The organism is Alloalcanivorax mobilis (assembly GCF_002864685.1).
Classification (GTDB): Bacteria; Pseudomonadota; Gammaproteobacteria; order Pseudomonadales; family Alcanivoracaceae; genus Alloalcanivorax; species Alloalcanivorax mobilis.
Genome location: NZ_NMQZ01000007.1, coordinates 144,007 through 160,945 on the forward strand (window position 1 = coordinate 144,007; position 16,939 = coordinate 160,945).

The 16,939-nt window shown below is 62.4% G+C and carries 15 protein-coding genes and 1 tRNA gene; 14 read left to right on the plus strand and 2 right to left on the minus strand.

Going from position 1 to position 16,939, the window contains the following annotated elements; all coding sequences use genetic code 11:
• Positions 1 to 15: 15 nt before the first annotated feature.
• From relA to CGS25_RS06390, 4 genes are all read left to right on the plus strand, one after another.
• On the plus strand, positions 16 to 2,253 hold the full coding sequence (gene relA / locus CGS25_RS06375; protein WP_089031596.1) for a GTP diphosphokinase: 2,238 nt from the start codon (positions 16 to 18) through the stop codon (positions 2,251 to 2,253).
• 182 nt (positions 2,254 to 2,435) lie between these two features.
• Positions 2,436 to 3,245 carry a nucleoside triphosphate pyrophosphohydrolase gene (mazG, locus tag CGS25_RS06380; protein WP_101674961.1) on the plus strand — a complete coding sequence of 270 codons (810 nt, stop codon included), beginning with the start codon at positions 2,436 to 2,438 and terminating at the stop codon, positions 3,243 to 3,245.
• A 262-nt stretch (positions 3,246 to 3,507) separates the two neighbouring features.
• Positions 3,508 to 4,530 (plus strand): porin, encoded by a 1,023-nt coding sequence (locus CGS25_RS06385; RefSeq protein ID WP_089031598.1) that lies wholly within the window; start codon positions 3,508 to 3,510, stop codon positions 4,528 to 4,530.
• Between the two features lie 217 nt (positions 4,531 to 4,747).
• Positions 4,748 to 5,842, plus strand: a complete 1,095-nt coding sequence (locus CGS25_RS06390) for a porin (RefSeq protein ID WP_101674962.1) — start codon at positions 4,748 to 4,750, stop codon at positions 5,840 to 5,842.
• Between the two features lie 395 nt (positions 5,843 to 6,237).
• Here CGS25_RS06390 and fabB read toward each other — a convergent pair whose 3' ends face one another.
• Together fabB and fabA are read right to left on the minus strand one after the other, a co-directional pair.
• Positions 6,238 to 7,449 carry a beta-ketoacyl-ACP synthase I gene (gene fabB / locus CGS25_RS06395; protein ID WP_101674963.1) on the minus strand — a complete coding sequence of 404 codons (1,212 nt, stop codon included), beginning with the start codon at positions 7,447 to 7,449 and terminating at the stop codon, positions 6,238 to 6,240.
• A 2-nt stretch (positions 7,450 to 7,451) separates the two neighbouring features.
• The gene (gene fabA / locus CGS25_RS06400) at positions 7,452 to 7,982 is read right to left on the minus strand and encodes a 3-hydroxyacyl-[acyl-carrier-protein] dehydratase FabA (RefSeq protein WP_089031601.1); all 531 of its coding nucleotides are present in this window, start codon (positions 7,980 to 7,982) and stop codon (positions 7,452 to 7,454) included.
• A gap of 409 nt (positions 7,983 to 8,391) precedes the next feature.
• On the opposite strand from fabA, the gene CGS25_RS06405 reads away from it, so the two are divergent.
• From CGS25_RS06405 to CGS25_RS06450, 10 genes are all read left to right on the plus strand, one after another.
• Positions 8,392 to 10,344: a heme lyase CcmF/NrfE family subunit gene (locus tag CGS25_RS06405; protein WP_089034459.1), complete on the plus strand. Its 1,953-nt coding sequence runs from the start codon at positions 8,392 to 8,394 to the stop codon at positions 10,342 to 10,344.
• Positions 10,334 to 10,912 carry a DsbE family thiol:disulfide interchange protein gene (locus CGS25_RS06410; protein WP_101674964.1) on the plus strand — a complete coding sequence of 193 codons (579 nt, stop codon included), beginning with the start codon at positions 10,334 to 10,336 and terminating at the stop codon, positions 10,910 to 10,912. The genes CGS25_RS06405 and CGS25_RS06410 overlap by 11 nt, the downstream gene beginning before the upstream one ends.
• A complete protein-coding gene (locus CGS25_RS06415) occupies positions 10,909 to 11,322 on the plus strand; it encodes a cytochrome c-type biogenesis protein (protein WP_101674965.1) in 414 nt (137 codons plus the stop codon). The genes CGS25_RS06410 and CGS25_RS06415 overlap by 4 nt, the downstream gene beginning before the upstream one ends.
• Positions 11,319 to 12,353, plus strand: a complete 1,035-nt coding sequence (locus tag CGS25_RS06420) for a tetratricopeptide repeat protein (RefSeq protein WP_101674966.1) — start codon at positions 11,319 to 11,321, stop codon at positions 12,351 to 12,353. Before CGS25_RS06415 ends, CGS25_RS06420 begins: the two co-directional genes overlap by 4 nt.
• Positions 12,354 to 12,468: 115 nt before the next feature.
• On the plus strand, positions 12,469 to 13,131 hold the full coding sequence (adk, locus tag CGS25_RS06425; RefSeq protein WP_089031605.1) for an adenylate kinase: 663 nt from the start codon (positions 12,469 to 12,471) through the stop codon (positions 13,129 to 13,131).
• A 185-nt stretch (positions 13,132 to 13,316) separates the two neighbouring features.
• Positions 13,317 to 14,276, plus strand: a complete 960-nt coding sequence (gene hemH / locus CGS25_RS06430; protein ID WP_101674967.1) for a ferrochelatase — start codon at positions 13,317 to 13,319, stop codon at positions 14,274 to 14,276.
• Between the two features lie 460 nt (positions 14,277 to 14,736).
• Entirely contained in the window at positions 14,737 to 15,585 is an 849-nt protein-coding gene (locus CGS25_RS06435; protein WP_101674968.1) for a hypothetical protein, read from the plus strand.
• A 162-nt stretch (positions 15,586 to 15,747) separates the two neighbouring features.
• A complete protein-coding gene (locus CGS25_RS06440) occupies positions 15,748 to 15,978 on the plus strand; it encodes a bacterioferritin-associated ferredoxin (protein ID WP_101674969.1) in 231 nt (76 codons plus the stop codon).
• A gap of 273 nt (positions 15,979 to 16,251) precedes the next feature.
• Entirely contained in the window at positions 16,252 to 16,731 is a 480-nt protein-coding gene (gene bfr / locus CGS25_RS06445; protein ID WP_089031609.1) for a bacterioferritin, read from the plus strand.
• Between the two features lie 93 nt (positions 16,732 to 16,824).
• A tRNA-Arg gene (locus tag CGS25_RS06450) sits at positions 16,825 to 16,901 on the plus strand.
• Positions 16,902 to 16,939: the final 38 nt, after the last annotated feature.

Consider the following 16,939-nt stretch of genomic DNA (forward strand, 5'->3'; position numbering starts at 1 on the left):
TAACAGGGAATCATCATGGTAACCGTGCGCCGTCAGACCCCCGTGGAAGCCACCGCTCACGACTGGCACCCCTGGCTGGAGCAGCTCAGCGCGCGGGTCGCGGTGCGCGATCGCGATGCCCTTGAGCGCGCCTGTGCCCGCGCCGAGCAGTGCGAGCGCGCCGGTGAGGCGGCGGGCGCGCGTTGGCCCTATGGCAAGGGTTGCCTGGCGATCGGCCTGGAAATGGCCGACGTGCTCGCCGATCTCGGCGCCGATGCCGAAGCGCTGCCGGCGGCGGTGTTGTACCGGGCGGTGCGCGAGGGGCAGCTTTCGTTGCCGGACGTGGAAAAAGAGTTTGGCTCGGCGGTGGCCCTGCTGATCGAGGGCGTGCTGCGCATGGCCGCCATCGGCACCGCCCTGAATCCAACCCGCAAAGCGGTGCTCGGCCAGCAGGATGGCCAGCTCGACAATATACGCAAAATGCTGCTGGCGATGGTCGACGACGTGCGCGTGGCGCTGGTCAAGCTGGCGGAGCGCACCGTGATCATCCGCGCGGTCAAGGAATCGGAGCCGGAGCGCCAGCAGAAAGTCGCCCGTGAGATTTTCGACATCTACGCGCCGCTCGCCCACCGCCTGGGCGTGGGTCAGTTGAAATGGGAGCTGGAGGACCTGTCGTTCCGCTATCTGCAGCCCGGCGCCTATAAGAAGATCGCCAAGCTGCTCGATGAAAAACGCCTCGACCGTGAGCAATACATCGATCAGGTGATCGAGGATTTGCGCGGCCATCTGGAGCGCAATGGCATCAAGGGCGCCCAGGTCTACGGTCGCGCCAAGCACATCTACAGCATCTGGCGGAAGATGCAGAAAAAGCACCTGGACTTCGGCGAGGTCTACGACGTGCGAGCCGTGCGCGTGCTGGTGGATGAAGTGCGCGATTGCTACGCCGCCCTCGGCATCGCCCATTCCCTGTGGAAGCACGTGCCCAAGGAGTTCGACGACTACATCGCCAGCCCCAAGGAAAACGGCTACCAGAGCCTGCACACCGCGGTGGTGGGGCCTGAGCGCAAGATGCTGGAAGTGCAGATCCGCACCTTCGATATGCACGAAGAGGCGGAGCTGGGTGTGTGCGCGCACTGGCGCTACAAGGAAGGCAGCAAGTCCGGCCGCAAGAGCAATGCCTACGAACAGCGCATCGCCTGGCTGCGCCAGGTGCTGGAGTGGCACGAAGAACTGGGCGACAACGCCAACACCATGATCAATGAGCTGCAGCACGGTCTGATCAGCGATCGGGTCTATGTGTTCACCCCGGAAGGCCACGTGGTGGACCTGGAAGCCGGCGCCACGCCGGTGGATTTCGCCTACCACATTCACACCGAAGTCGGGCACCGCTGCCGGGGCGCCAAGGTCAACGGCCGCATCGTGCCGCTCAACTATGCCTTGAACACCGGCGAACAGGTGGAAATCCTGACCGCCAAAGAGGGCGGCCCCAGCCGCGACTGGCTGACGCCGTCGTTGGGCTACGTGGCCACCTCCTCGGCCCGGGCGCGCATCCAGCAATGGTATAAACGTCAGGATCGCGACGTACACATCGCCCAGGGGCGTTCGATTCTGGAGCGCGAGATGTCGCGTCTGGCGCTGGACCGCATTGACCTGGACGCGCTGGCGCCGCAACTCAACCTGAAAAGTGGCCCGGATGTGCTCGCTGCCTTGGGCGCCGGTGATCTGCGCCCGGGGCACGTGGTCAACCAGGCCCAGGCGCTTTCCCAGGATCACCAGCAGCACGAGTTGGAATTCGTGCCCGCCCGGCCGCGCGCCTCGGAGAGCGGTGACATCACCATCCAGGGGGTGGGCAACCTGCTCACCCACATGGCGGCCTGCTGCAAGCCGGTGCCCGGCGATCAGGTAATGGGTTTCATCACCGTCGGCCGTGGCGTCACCGTGCACCGCGCCGATTGCCATAACCTGCTCGCCATGCAGGGCGAAGAGCCGAACCGGGTGATCGAGGTCAGTTGGGGCGAAGCGGATCGCATCTTCTATCCGGTGGACATCTTCCTGCGGGCCTGGGACCGCCAGGGCCTGCTGCGCGATGTGATCGCGGTGCTCGCCAACGAGAAAGTCAACGTCACCGCCGTGCACACCGAATCGCACACCGAGGACAACACCGCCACCATGCTGCTGACCCTGGAAATCGGCTCCCTGGGCGGCCTCGGCAAAGTGCTCGCCAAGATGGATCAGCTCAAGGGCGTGCTCGAAGTGCGGCGCTACAAACAGTAAGCGGCCTGTCGGCCGCGATACAGGATACAGGATACAACGCGTCAGGTGTCCGCTAGCCGGACAAGCCGTGCCCGCGAACCCGCATCGTGGGCACGGCGGAACAATAAACCACGGCATTTTCCGCGCCTGAATCCTGTATCCTGAACCCTGTATCGTGTTCTAGCCGGCTACGGAGCCCGTTCATGCCCAACCCTTCATCCCCTTTCCCTGACGCCCCCATCGCCGAACTGCTCGCGATCATGGCGCGGTTGCGCGATCCCGAGAGCGGGTGCCCTTGGGATGTGAAGCAGAATTTCGACACCATCGTGCCGTACACCGTGGAGGAAGCCTTCGAAGTGGCGGAGGCGGTGGCGCGGCGGGATTACTCGGAGCTGCGTGAGGAACTGGGGGATCTGCTGCTGCAGGTGGTGTTCCATTCGCAGATGGCGCGCGAGCAGGGGTTGTTCGATTTCCAGCAGGTGGTGGCGGTGCTCAACGAAAAGCTGATTCGGCGCCACCCCCATGTGTTCGGGGATCAGGTCGCCGCCGATGAGCAGGCCGTGAAAGACAACTGGGAGGCGATCAAACAGCGCGAGCGTGCCGATAAAGGCCGCGAACGACCGAGCGCCATGGACGGCGTGCCCGACGGGCTGCCGGCCCTGCCGCGCGCGCTCAAACTGCAGAAGAAAGCCGCCAAGGTTGGCTTTGACTGGCGCCAGAATCCAGTGCCACGGGTGCGCGCCCAGGTCGATGCTGAGCTGGCGGAGCTGGACCAGGCGCTGGCCACCGGCGAACGCGATGCGGTGGAAGACGAATTCGGCGATGTGCTGTTTACGCTGGTCAACCTGGCGCGGCATTTGAAACTGGACCCGGATCTGGCCCTGCGCCGCGCCAGCGATAAATTCGAGCGCCGTTTTCGTGGCGTGAAGAATGTCGCCGAGGCGCCGTTGGCCGACCTCGACGAAGATCAGCTTGACGCGCTGTGGAAACTCGCCAAAAAAACCTCTTCCTGAGGCCCCTCCCGCCGGCCTCGTCCGCCTCTTGATACTCTGAAACCGCGCCCAGGCGGCGCCCCCAAGCGCGCCTGAGACCGGCTGTGTCCGGTCGTGGTTCCCGATGCCATAAAAACTTCACATAAGAGAAACTTTTCCGTCACGCCTTCTGCCCATACTCCGCTCCCAAGCAATCGGGATGTTGTGGCGGGCGGGTTCGCAACGCGGTCGGAACATCCATCCTGCTTTTTCAAAAATGCCTGATTGATTAGGAGATGCTCCGATGAAGAAGAACCTGCTTGCGATCGCTGTGGGGGCGGCCATTGTAATGCCCGGGATGGCCCTGGCTGATGGTCCGACGGTATACGGTAAAGTGAACCTTTCCCTGGAAAACATGAATTACGATCCGGCGCCCGGCGCTCCCAATAACGATGACGAATGGGAACTGCAGAGCAACGCTTCACGGATCGGCGTGAAAGGCGATATCGACCTGGACGTGGGTGGCCTCAAGGCAATTTATCAGGCTGAATTCGAAATCAGCGTGGACGATGGCGACAAAGACGGCCAGACGTTCGCGCAGCGCAATATCTTCGGTGGCCTGGAGGGTGCATTCGGTACCCTGAAAGCCGGTAAGTTCGATACCCCGATGAAAGTGGCGCAGATGGACGTTGACCAGTTCAACGACCTCGATGGCGACATCAAGAACATCGCCTCCGGTGAAAACCGCGTCTCCAACATTATTCAGTACAGCACGCCCAAACTGGCGGACATGCTCACCCTGAACGTGGCTTTCATCCCCAACGAAGACAACGACGACTTCGATAACGACGGCGAAAACGAAAACGGTCTGGCGGACAGCACCTCCATGTCCCTGGTCCTGGAAAAGGACATCTTCTACGCCGCCATTGCCCATGACAAAGACATCGAAGACGAGCTGATCGTTGACGAAAGCGGCCTGAGCCCGACGCTCGACATCACCCGCGTGGTGGCCGGTCTCAGCGCGGACGTCTTCGAACTGGGCGCGCTGTTCCAGAAGGCCGAAGAAGCCGAAGCGGACGGTGAAGAAACCAGCTGGGTGGTCAGCGGCGCCTATAAGATTGACCGCTTCAAGCTGAAAGCACAGTACGGCAAGGTGGAAGGCGACCAGAGCGACCTGGAAGGCACTCAGTATGCCCTGGGCGCGGACTACAAGCTGGCCAAGAACAGCAAAGTGTTTGCCTACTACAACAACCTCAAACTTGAGCAAGTTGCCGCCTCCGACGACGAGACCCGCACCATCGGCGTGGGCATGGAGCACAAGTTCTAAATCACAACAGACACCCTGGGCGGAACGGCCAGACGGCGCCGCCCCTTTTTCCTCGACGCAAGTGACGTCTCGCCCGCCTTAACGGCGGGCTTTTTTTGTTTTTCGGCGGGCGTCAGACGCCCGACGCCCGACGTCCGACCCAGCATTTGGCATTGTCACAAAACCGCCATATAGTCCCCACTTCAAGAACGACTGACTTCGCGAGGGAGAAGGGACGATGAAACGATCATTGTGGCCGATGGTGCCAGTGGTGATGGCGGTGGGGTTGCCAATGGCGGTGCAAGCGGCGCCGGAATTCTACGGCCGTATCAACGTCAGCCTGGATCACGTTGGTGACTACCCGGACAACAAACTTTCCGGCAGCCTGAATGACATCCAGGCGGGCGACAATCCCCTTGGCGATGGCTGGTTCCTGGAAAGCAATGCGTCGCGCCTTGGCGTGCGTGGCAGCGAGCCGCTGGACGTGGCCGGGCTGAGCGTGATCTACCAGCTGGAAGTCGGTTACGACGCGGACGGCGATAACGACACGTTCAATACCCGTAACAGCTTTGTCGGGCTGGATACGCCCTATGGCAAGGTGTTCGCCGGCCGTTACGACAGCCTGGTGAAAATCGCCGAAGGGCGCGTGGATCAGTTCAACAATACCGCCGCCGATCTGGAAAACCAGTTCTACGGCCAGCGCCGCAACAGCAACACACTCAACTGGGAAAGCCCGGCTTTCGGCGCGCTGACGTTGCGCGCTCAAGTGGGCCCTGGCGAAGACGACGAAGTCGGTGACCCGCCCAATAACGACCGCAAGACCAGCCTCACCGACACCTATGGCCTGTCGGCCACCTGGGTGAGCGATTCGCTGTACGGCGCCCTGGCCTATGAACACAGTTACCTGGAAATCGACGTGCCGAACCCGGCCGCGCCACCGGCCAGCCTGGCGGTGGCCGGCGATCTGGATCTGGTCCGCGCCGCCCTGGGGGTGAAGCTCGGTCCGTGGGATCTGGGAGCGATGGTCGAGCAACTGCGCCTGGACCCGGATCTGTCCGGGGCGTCCCGTTCCGACGGCACCAGCTATCTGGTCAGCGCCGGCTACCGGATGACCCCAAGGCTGACCCTGAAAGCCCAGGCGGCGCGCTTCGACAGCGACGACCTGGGGCTGGAAAACACCACCGCCACCGGCGGCGCCGATTACGCGCTGGGCAGAAACACCAAGGTGTATGGTCTGGTGTCCTTATCCGACGCCAAAATCAGCTACCCCGGTGGTTTGAACGACGACCAGGACGGCACGCTCGCATCGGTGGGCATGGAGCATAAGTTCTAGGGAGCACCGGCCGGGCCTCCGAACAGCCGAGGGCTGTCCGGTTCACACCCAGCCAGCTACAACGCCGCAGTGGGAGCGGTCCCTGACCGCGAACCGAGCCTGAAAGGCGAGGATGGCCTGGCAAAGCCGATTCGCGGTCAAGGACCGCTCCCACGAAACATTTCTGGTCCAGCTCATGCCTAGCTACAACGCCGCTGTGGGAGCGGTCCCTGACCGCGAACCGGCGCAGCCGGCCGGAGATCCGGCCCCCGCCATGCCTGTTGTTCGCAAGGGCAATGTCCTGCGAATCCTGCCCCCTGGAAAAGATTTCCGGGCGAACAGCGAAGACAGCATAAAAAAAGCGCCGGGCTGCCCCGACGCTTTTTTTGCTCACCGCTTGCGGCGGGCGAAGGAGCTTACGACCAGCGCTTCAGCGCCAGCGTGGCGTTGGTGCCACCAAAGCCGAAGCTGTTGCTGAGCACCAGATCCGGTTGCTTGTCCAGGCGCTCGCGCAGGATCGGCAGGTCGCCGGCGGCGTCGTCCAGTTCGCTGATGTTGGCGGAGGCAGTGACAAACCCGTCGCGCATCATCAACAGGCAGTAGATCGCCTCCTGCACGCCGGCGGCGCCGAGGCTGTGCCCCGCGAGGCTCTTGGTGGAGCTGATCGCCGGCACGTCGTCGCCGAACACGTCGCGAATCGCTTTCAATTCCGCCACGTCACCCACCGGTGTGCTGGTGCCGTGCGCATTGATGTAATCGACTTTGCCGTCGGTGGTGGCCAGCGCCTGGCGCATGCAGCGCGCCGCGCCTTCACCGCTGGGGGCGACCATGTCGTGGCCGTCGCTGGTGGCGCCGTAGCCGACCACTTCGGCGTAGATTCTGGCGCCGCGCGCTTTGGCGTGCTCCAACTCTTCAAGCACCACCATGCCGCCGCCGCCGGCGATCACGAAGCCGTCGCGGCTGGCGTCATAAGCGCGCGAAGCGGTTTCCGGCGCGTCGTTGTATTTGGTGGACAGCGCGCCCATGCCGTCGAACAGACAGCTCAGGGTCCAGTGTTCCTCTTCGCCGCCGCCGGCGAACACGATGTCCTGCTTGTTGAGCTGGATCTGCTCCACCGCGTTGCCAATGCAGTGCGCGCTGGTGGCGCAGGCGGAAGAGATCGAGTAGTTAATGCCTTTGATTTTGAAGGGCGTCGCCAGGCAGGCGGAGGTGGTGCTCGCCATCACGCGGGTGACCATATAAGGACCGACGCGCTTGACGCCGCGCTCGCGGGCAATGTCCGCGGCTTCCACCTGGTTCTGGGAAGAATGCCCGCCGGAGCCGACGATCAGGCCAGTGCGTTCGTTGCTGACGTCGCTCTCCTGCAGGCCGCTGTCGGCGATCGCCTGCTGCATGGAGATATAAGCGTAGGCCGCGGCGTCGCCCATGAAGCGACGGGGTTTGCGGTCGATCAGCGCTTCCAGATCAATGTCCGGCCAGCCGGCGACGTGGCTGCGCATACCGAGCGTCTTGTAATCCTCTTTGAAGCGGATGCCGGAGCGGCCTTCGCGCAGAGAGCTGGAAACGGAGTCGGCGTCGTTGCCGAGGCAGGAGACAATCCCCAGGCCGGTGATTACAACGCGTCGCATAATTAAAACCCTTCGGTCGAGGTGAACAGACCGACTTTAAGATCGTTGGCCTGGTAAATGTCCGTGCCGTCCACGGAGACCACCGCGTCGGCGAGCCCCATGGTCAGTTTGCGGGCGATTACCCTTTTGATGTTGATCTGGTAGGTAAGTTTCTTGGCGGTGGGCAGAACCTGCCCGGAGAACTTCACCTGGCCGACGCCGAGCGCGCGGCCACGGCCGGGGTTGCCCAGCCAGCCCAGGTAAAAGCCGAGCAGTTGCCAGGTGGCGTCCAGGCCCAAGCAACCGGGCATCACCGGGTCGCTTTCGAAGTGGCAGTCGAAGAACCAAAGGTCCGGGCTAATGTCCAACTCGGCGATGATTTCGCCTTTGCCGTGGCTGCCACCGGTTTCGGCGATATGAGTGATGCGATCCATCATCAGCATATTGGGCAGCGGCAAGCGTGCGTTGCCGGGGCCGAACAACTCGCCATGGGCACAGGCGAGCAGCTCTTCGCGCTGGTAGGATGATTGTCTCTCTACATTATCGTCTTTCATGAAGGGCTCTGACTCCACACGGGCCGGATCGGCGCTGGCATCCACCGAGAACGGTGTCCCGACGACCCGCCGGTTATCGGGGGGAAGTCTATGGATGCCTGATGACTGTTTGACTGCAAAAATATGACCCTTTGTCACGCAGCGGCTCCATACTAGCAGAGCGCCGTCACGGGAGACGACCGCTAAGCGTCTCAAAATATGTCCATGTTTTCGAGCCCGAGGGTGCCTTTCCGGTGCGATTCAGCGGTTTCTTAATCCAGTGTCGCGCCGGGTGCCGCATAATGGCGCCCGCGCGCACGCCCGGCGCCAGTACAGCATGCCCATAGAGGGCGATACGTGAACGACTGCGGACTTGCAATGCGGCGCCGAGGTGCCGATGATGCGCCCGCACATCTGCCGGAGGAAAATGGTGGCGGCCGAAATCGGACATCTCTCCCTGTGGGTAGCCCTGGCGGCGGCCCTGGTCCTGGCGATCTTTCCCCTGATCGGGGTATACCGGCAGGTTATCGGCTGGCAACGCTATGCGCGGCCGCTGGCCTGGCTGCAATGGCTGGCTCTGACCTTGGCCATTCTCTGCCTCGGCTACAGCTTCTATATCAACGATTTCTCGCTCACCTACGTGGCCAATCACAGTAATTCCGAGCTGCCTTTGGGTTACCGACTCTCGGCGATCTGGGGCGGCCATGAAGGCTCGCTGTTGCTGTGGGCCTGGATGCTGGGGGGCTGGAGCGCCCTGGTCGGGCTGTTCAGCCGCAAGGTGCCACTGCCGATGGTGGTGCGGGTGTTGTCGGTGATGGGCATGATCGCGGTGGGCTTTCTTGCTTTCATGTTGTTCACCTCCAACCCGTTTGACCGCACGCTGCCCTGGTTCGTCATCGACGGCGCCGATCTTAATCCGCTGCTGCAGGACCCGGGGCTGATCATCCACCCGCCCATGCTCTATATGGGCTATGTGGGCTTCTCGGTGGCGTTCGCGTTCGCTGTCGCCGGCCTGATGGCCGGTGATCTGGACCCGGCGTGGGCCCGCTGGGCGCGGCCCTGGACCACCGTTGCCTGGTGTTTTCTTACCGTTGGCATCGCGCTTGGGTCCTGGTGGGCCTATTACGAGCTGGGTTGGGGCGGCTGGTGGTTCTGGGACCCGGTGGAAAACGCGTCGCTGATGCCCTGGCTGGCCGGCACCGCGTTGATTCATTCGCTGGCGGTGAGCGAAAAGCGCAATCTGTTTCGTGCCTGGACGGTGCTGCTGGCGATCGTGGCTTTCTCGCTCAGCCTGTTGGGGACCTTCCTGGTGCGCTCCGGGGTGCTGACCTCGGTGCACGCCTTCGCCAACGATCCCAGCCGGGGCGCCTTTATTCTTGTTTTTCTGGTGGTGGTGGCCGGTGGCGCGCTGACGCTGTTTGCCTCGCGGGCCGGGCGCCTGAAAGGCGAGGGCGGTTTTAAGATGCTCTCGCGGGAATCGTTTCTGCTCGGCAATAACCTGCTTCTGTTGACCGCCACCTTCGTGGTGCTGCTGGGAACCCTGTTTCCGCTGCTTGGCGAAGCGCTGGATGTGAAAATCTCGATCCGCAGCCCTTACTTCAACGCCTTTTTCGTACCGTTGGCGCTGGCGCTGATCGTGGTCATGGTGCCCGGGATGTTCAGCAACTGGAAGCGCCAGGCCGGCCATCCGCTGGTGCGGCGCCTGGTGTGGCTGGCACCGGTGGCGCTGGTGGTCGGATTCTTCGCCGCGCGCCTGCCCGGGGACATGCCCTGGGTTGGCACGCTGGCCGTCATGCTGGCGCTGTTCCTGGTGTTCGCCCATCTGGATGATATCGTGCGCCGGGCGCTTTCCTATAACCGCGGCCTGGGTGCCGGTTTACGCAAGCTGGGCCGTGCCTACTACGGCATGGTGCTGGCGCATTGCGGCCTGGCGGTTTTGATAGCGGGGGTCACCGTGGTCAGTTTCCACGAAGTCGAGCGCGACGTGCGCATGGCGCCTGGCGACAGCGCCGAGGTCGGCGGTTACCGGTTCGAGTTCGACACCCTGAGTGCTTATAAAGGCCCCAACTTCGACGCCCGGCGCGGCCACTTTCTGGTCAGCCGCGACGGCGAGGCGGTCACCGAAATGAACCCGGAGAAGCGCACCTACCGCGCCGGCGGTCAGGTGATGACCGAAGCCGCCATTGATGGCCGCCTGATGCGCGATCTCTACGTGGCGCTGGGTGAACCGCTCGGCGGTGACGCCTGGGCGGTGCGCATTTATTACAAGCCGATGGTGCGCTGGATCTGGCTGGCGGCACTGATCATGGCCCTGGGGGGCGCGTTGGCGCTGTCCGATCCCCGTTACCGCAAGAAACTGGGAGGCACCGCCGATGCGCTGTAACGCCCGCCGCCCCGGCCAGCGGGGCGCCTCGCTGTGGATATTCCTGCCGCTGATCGCCTTCGTGGCGCTGGCGATCCTGCTCGCCAGCGGTCTGGGCCGCGATCCAGAGCTGTTGCCATCGGCCCTGGCCGGTAAACCGGTGCCCGACTTTTCGCTGCCTTCGCTGGTCAGTGAACGTACTTTGAGCAATCAAGACCTCACCGGCCGCTGGCAACTGCTGAACGTATGGGCGACCTGGTGCCCCACCTGCCACATCGAACATCCGTATCTGCTGGAACTGGCGGCGCGGGGCGTGCCGATTGTCGGCCTGAACTATAAAGACGAAGACCCCGCGGCCCGGGACTACCTGGCGGAGCTGGGCAACCCGTTCACTGAAGTGATCGTCGACAAGGACGGCCAACTGGGTCTGGATCTGGGTGTTTACGGCGCCCCCGAAACCTTTCTGATCAATCCCCAGGGCGAAATCGTGCTGCGTCAGGTGGGCGATATGAACGAGCGCGTCTGGCAGGAGAAATTCGCCCCGGTGCTGGAAAAGGCCGGCCAGCAGAATGCGGAGACGGTGCCATGAAACGTTGTTTCGCCGTATTGCTGCTGCTGGCGTTCGCCTTGCCGGCGCTGGCCGCCATCGATGTCTATCCGTTTGACAGCGATGCCCAGCAGGACCGCTTCCACCGGCTTACCGAAGAGCTGCGCTGCCCGAAATGCCAGAACCAGAGCATCGCCGATTCCGACGCCGGCATCGCCCGCGACATGCGTGAGCGCGTGGCGCGAATGCTCCGCGATGGGCGCAGCGATGAAGAAATCGTGCAGTATTTCGTGGATCGGTACGGCGATTTTGTCAGTTACCGGCCGCCGCTCAACGCGCGGACCGTGGTGCTCTGGCTGGGGCCGGGGCTGCTGCTGCTCGGCGGTGGCCTGGCGATCGTGGTGCTGATGGTGCGCGCCAGCCGGCGCGCGGATCGGGAGGAGGAGCGATGAACCTGTTTATCGGCCTGGGGCTGGTGCTGCTGGTCGCCGTGGCGGTCTGTTTTCTGCTCTGGCGGCAAGAAAGCCGCGCCGCTGATCCGGACAGCGTTTCCTGGAGTGGCCTGGCGTTGCCAGTGTTGGTGGTGGCACTGGCGGCGCTCGGTTACCTGACCCTGGGTTATCACCCACAGACCCGTGATTGGATCGCCGATCAGCATCGCTACGCGGACGTGGCGGATCGGGTGATTCGCGGCGAAGCGCCCGGCGAACAGGACCAGAACATCGCCGCCGGTCCGCTGGCCCGGGTGCTGCAGGCGCGGCTGGTGCGCGATCATCAGAGCGCGCCCGGCTGGTATACCCTGGGGCTGCTCTACGATCAGCTCGGCGCGCCGGCGCAGGTGCAGGAGGCCGCGGGCCGCGCCGTGCGGCTGGCGCCGGACAATCCCTCGGCGCGCCTGCTGCTGGCGCGCGGCATGATCGAGCAGGCCCAGGGGCGGCTGACCGACCCCGCCCAGGCGCAGATCCAGACGGTGCTCGACGCCAACCCCGACCACGATGGTGCCTGGATGCTGCAGGCGATGGCCGCCGGCGAAGCGCATCGCTATCAATTGGCCGCCGATTCCTGGCGGGCTCTGCTGGCCCGCCACGGTGAAGGTGAAGCCGGCGACCTGATCCGTCAGGGGCTGGCGCGTGCCGAGCAGCAGATGGCCAGCTCCCGGCGCTTCGACGATCTGCGCGTGCGCGTCAGCGCCACCGACGTGCCCGCGGGTGGCACGCTGTTCGTGTTTCTGCAACGCGAAGGCGGCGGTGGCCAACCACTGGCCGCGCGCCGGATGCTGGTGGAGACGTTCCCCACCACCGTGGCGCTGCGTCCCCAGGATTGGCTGCAACCCTATCCGGACGACCCGGACACGGTGCGGGCCGCCGCCCGCTATACCCCGGCGCCCGGCTCCAGCGTGGCCGAGGCGGGGCTGCGCAGTGACGCGGTGCCAATCAACCCGGACGGCTCTCCCGCCGCCTCGGTGACCATTGAAAACCGCTAACCGACTGGGCGCCGCCCGCCAAGGCCCACTTGTACCGGGCCCACCCGCACGGTAAAGTTCCCCCCCTTTGGGGGAGGCGCTTGTCTCCCGTTGGCGGCAAATTTTGGAGATTCCTATGCGTGTCATCCTGCTTGGCGCGCCCGGTGCGGGTAAGGGCACCCAGGCGCAGTTCATAAAGGAAGAATTTTCCATTCCCCAGATTTCCACTGGCGATATGCTGCGCGCCGCGGTGAAAGAGGGCACCCCCCTCGGCCTGGAAGCAAAAAAAGTCATGGACGCCGGCGGGTTGGTCTCCGACGAGATTATTCTCGGCCTGGTCAAGGAACGCATTGCCCAGGACGACTGCAAAAACGGCTTTCTGTTCGATGGCTTCCCCCGCACCATTCCCCAGGCCCAGGCCCTGGTGGAACGGGGTGTGAACATCGACTTCGTGGTGGAAATCGATGTCGATGACGAAGAAATCATCGAGCGCCTCAGCGGGCGCCGGGTTCATCCCGCGTCCGGCCGGATCTACCACACCGTCTACAATCCGCCCAAGCAAGAGGGCAAGGACGACCAGACCGGTGAAGCCCTGGTGCAGCGCGACGACGATAAAGAAGAGACCGTGCGCAAACGCCTGCAGGTCTATCAGGAACAGACCCGTCCTCTGGTGGATTTCTATCAGGGTCTGGCCAAGGGTGGCGAAGCCAATGCCCCCCGATATGTGCGCGTTGCCGGTGTCGGCAGCGTCGACGACATCCGTCAGCGCATCATGGCGGCTCTTAAAGGCTCCCGATAACCGCCTTCGAACACGGGCATCAGGATTCAGGTATGCAAAGCGCGGTAGCGCTTTCGCCTGTCTCCTGAACCGCCGTCCGCGACCCGTTGTTTTGCCCTATGCCATGCATAGGGTGCTCACCGCCTCCCTCTCCCTTATTATTCATCGCCGACCGGTTTATCTCCCGCTCCGAGACGAGGCTAGCCATGTCTGACCAAAAAACCGCCGTTATTCTGGTGAATCTGGGCACCCCGGATGCGCCGACCACCTCGGCGGTACGGCGTTACCTGAAACAGTTTCTCGCCGACCCCCGGGTCGTGGAGACGCCCCGTCTGATCTGGTACTTCGTGCTGCGCCTGGTGATCCTGCCGTTGCGCCCACGCCGGGTCGCGAAGCTTTACGCCAGCATTTGGGAGAAGGATTCGCCCATTCGCCTGATCTCCGAGAGCCAGGCCGTTGGCGTTGGTGAGCGCTTGGGCGTGACCGTGCGCTACGCCATGAGTTACGGCCATCCGGGTTTCGAGACGGTGCTTGACGAACTGGTCGCCGACGGCCATGAGCGGCTGGTGATTCTGCCGCTTTACCCTCAGTACTCCGGCTCCACCACCGGCTCGGTGGCGGACGCTCTGGCCCGCTGGATGACCGGCCGCCGGGAAGTGCCCTCGGTCAGCCTGATCAAGGACTACTGGCAACACCCGGCCTGGCAGCAGGCGGTTGCCGGCAGCATTCGTGACTATCGTGAGCGGCACGGTGATGCGGAAAAGCTGCTGTTTTCCTTCCACGGTATCCCGGTGTCCTATGAGAATCGCGGTGACCGCTACGGCGAGCGTTGCCGGCTCAGCGCCGACGCCGTTATCGACGCTCTCGAGTTGCCCGCGCATGAGTGGGCGATGACGTTTCAATCGCGCTTCGGGCCTCAGGAATGGTTGAACCCGTACACCGATAAGACCTTGCAGCAATGGGCGGCCGACGGTGTGCGTTCGGTGCAGGTGGTTTGCCCGGGCTTTTCCGCCGACTGCCTGGAAACGCTGGAAGAGATCAACAGCGAAAACCGGGAGCTGTTTCTTGCCGCCGGCGGCGAGCGTTTTGAATACATTCCGGCCCTCAACGATCAGCCGGTCCATCTCGACGCCCTCGCCGAGATCCTGCGCCCCCACCTTCTCTGACAGGCTTCCCCCTGAGGATGCCTCTATCGGCAACAGCGGGTCGCCGTCGTTGCCGCCCCCTTTGAAAGCGCGCGCGGTCCGCGGAACCTTCGCAAGGTTCGGGCGACGATAATCGAAAGCTTTCTCCTCATGGCTGCCCGGTCGTCACTGCTCCGCGGACCGGCTCCAGATGCCCTGATGCTTCTATAACAGGCCCAAACCGGTTCGCGTTGAGTCACCGAACGGGTTTGCAAGGCAGGCTGGTTTGCTTCGGATGTGACAGAAAAAGTACCACGGTGATACCGCCGTGGGCGTCTGGTCGGCGCCTCGGGCTGTTACTGTTTGGCGGAAAAAAGCTGAGAGGTTTTATTTTTTTACTGAAAAGAACAATCTCCTGGTTAAATAATGTACCAAGTGATTTTTTTTTATGCTACTTTCCGACTGTCGCAGAAAAATGACGTCATAGATCAGGAGATCAATCATGGCTCGAGCAAAGAAAGCCGCTGCGAAAAAGAAAACGGCAGCGAGAAAGAAAACCACCGTTAAGGCACCGGCTCTCCCGAAATCGGTTACCAACGCTGAAAGCAAGTTCAAGCTTCAGGAGAAAGCGGTAACCCAGGCGGAGAAAAAAGTAGACCAGGCGCAGGTCAAACTGGACCGCCACAAGAAGAAGACCGACGCGGAAACCGCCAAGCTTGGTAAGCTGCGCACCGAGCTCAGCGCGAAACGCGACAAGGCGAAAGGCGGGGGCACCGCCGCCGCCAAACGCGCCGTGGATGGTGCCAAGGGTCGCATGAACACCCAGCGGCTTAAACTTCAGGATACTCGCGGCGAAGGCAAACTGGTCCGCGCTGAAATCCAGGCGGCCAAGAAAGTGGTTGCCCGTGAGAAGAAAAAGCTGCGTACCGCTCAGCGTAACCTGACCACCAAGATGCGCGAGTACGAACGCAAGCTGGCGAAAAAAGCCAAGGCCGAACAAAAAAAGGCCGAGCAAAAAGCCAAGCGCTTAGCCAGTAAGGCGAAAAAAGCCGCCACGGCGAAGACCGCCAGCAACAAAAAAGCGGCTAAGAAAAAGGCCGCCCGCACAACCACCGCTCGTAAAGCCGGTGCCAAGAAGGCCACCAAGGCGAAGAGCACCCCGCGCAAAGCCGCCGCCCGAAAGGCAACGGCCAAGAAAAGCGCGGCCAAGAGCAAAAGCGGCGCGGCCCGTTCCAGCGTAAAAAAAGCGCCGGCGCGCAAGGCCGCCACTCGAAAGGCGCCGCGTAAGAGCAGTGCCGCCAAGCGTGCGCCCGCCAAAGCCCCGGCCAGCAGCGAGAGCACCAGCAACTGACGGTGTGAACGCAGCAGCCTGTGAAAACGCCCCCGACTCGGGGGCGTTTTCGTATTCGGCCGCGCAGCCCGGTCAGGCCGAATCTCCGGCCAATAAAAGATGTTGATAACAATTCGCATTAGGGTTACGCTCTTTTCCAGAGACTGAGGAGTAGGCGTAGCCATGTACGTTTGTCTTTGCAACGGCATCACTGATAGTCACATACGGGAAGCAGCCGAGAACGGTTGCGAGAGCCTGCGTGATCTTCGTCGGGAACTTGGGGTTGGCAGTCAGTGTGCCAAATGTGCCCGGCATGCCCGCCAGGTATTGCGTGAGACCCGTAGCGCAATGCCAGCGACCTCTTTCTCTTCCTCTCTTGGCGAAGCGGTTCAGTACTGGCCTCAGACGGCCTAGAAACCGCTTCTCCCTCTTGATCGCGGCTGAGTCCCGGTGCCCCATGGCACCCTGGAACCAGCCGCGATTTCGTATGTGATCCCCAATATCCTTTTTTACCTGGCCAGGGGTTGGCTCCCTGTGTCCGTGACCGCGCCCCCGTGATCTCGTAAAGAGTGATTATCATTTATATAACTGCTTGTATTTACTGAATTTTTTTCTTGTTATCCCTTGTCGGAGCAGGGTGATTCCTGAACAATGGGCGCCATCACACCCCGGCACGGAGACTCCCCCATGAAAGGCGACAAGAAAGTCATCGAATACCTGAACCGGGTATTGGGCAACGAACTGGTAGCGATCAATCAGTATTTTCTGCACGCCAAGATGTATAAGGATTGGGGGCTCCACGCGCTGTACGAAAAGGAATACCACGAGTCCATCGACGAAATGAAGCATGCCGACATGCTGATCGAACGGATCCTGTTCCTCGAAGGCCTCCCCAACCTGCAGGACCTGGGCAAACTGATGGTGGGCGAGAACACCAAAGAGATGCTCGGCTGCGACCTCAAACTGGAACTGGCGGCGGTCCCCGATCTCCGTGAAGCCATGGCGCACTGCGAATCGGTTCAGGATTACGTCAGCCGCGACCTGTTCCGGCGCATCCTGGAATCCGAGGAAGAGCACATCGATTGGCTGGAGACCCAGCTCGACCTGATCGACAAAGTGGGCCTGGAAAACTACCTTCAGAAACAAATGCAGACCGAAGAGGACTGATCGCGCAATAATTCACCACCCTCGGCTTGACTCGCCGAGGCCCATTGGGAATAATGCGCAGCCTCTCGCGGCCACCCGCGAAAGACGATTTCCGCACCGGTAGCTCAGTTGGATAGAGTATCTGGCTACGAACCAGAGGGTCGCAGGTTCGAATCCTGCCCGGTGCACCACACAAACAAAAACGGCTCCCATAGGGGGCCGTTTTTGT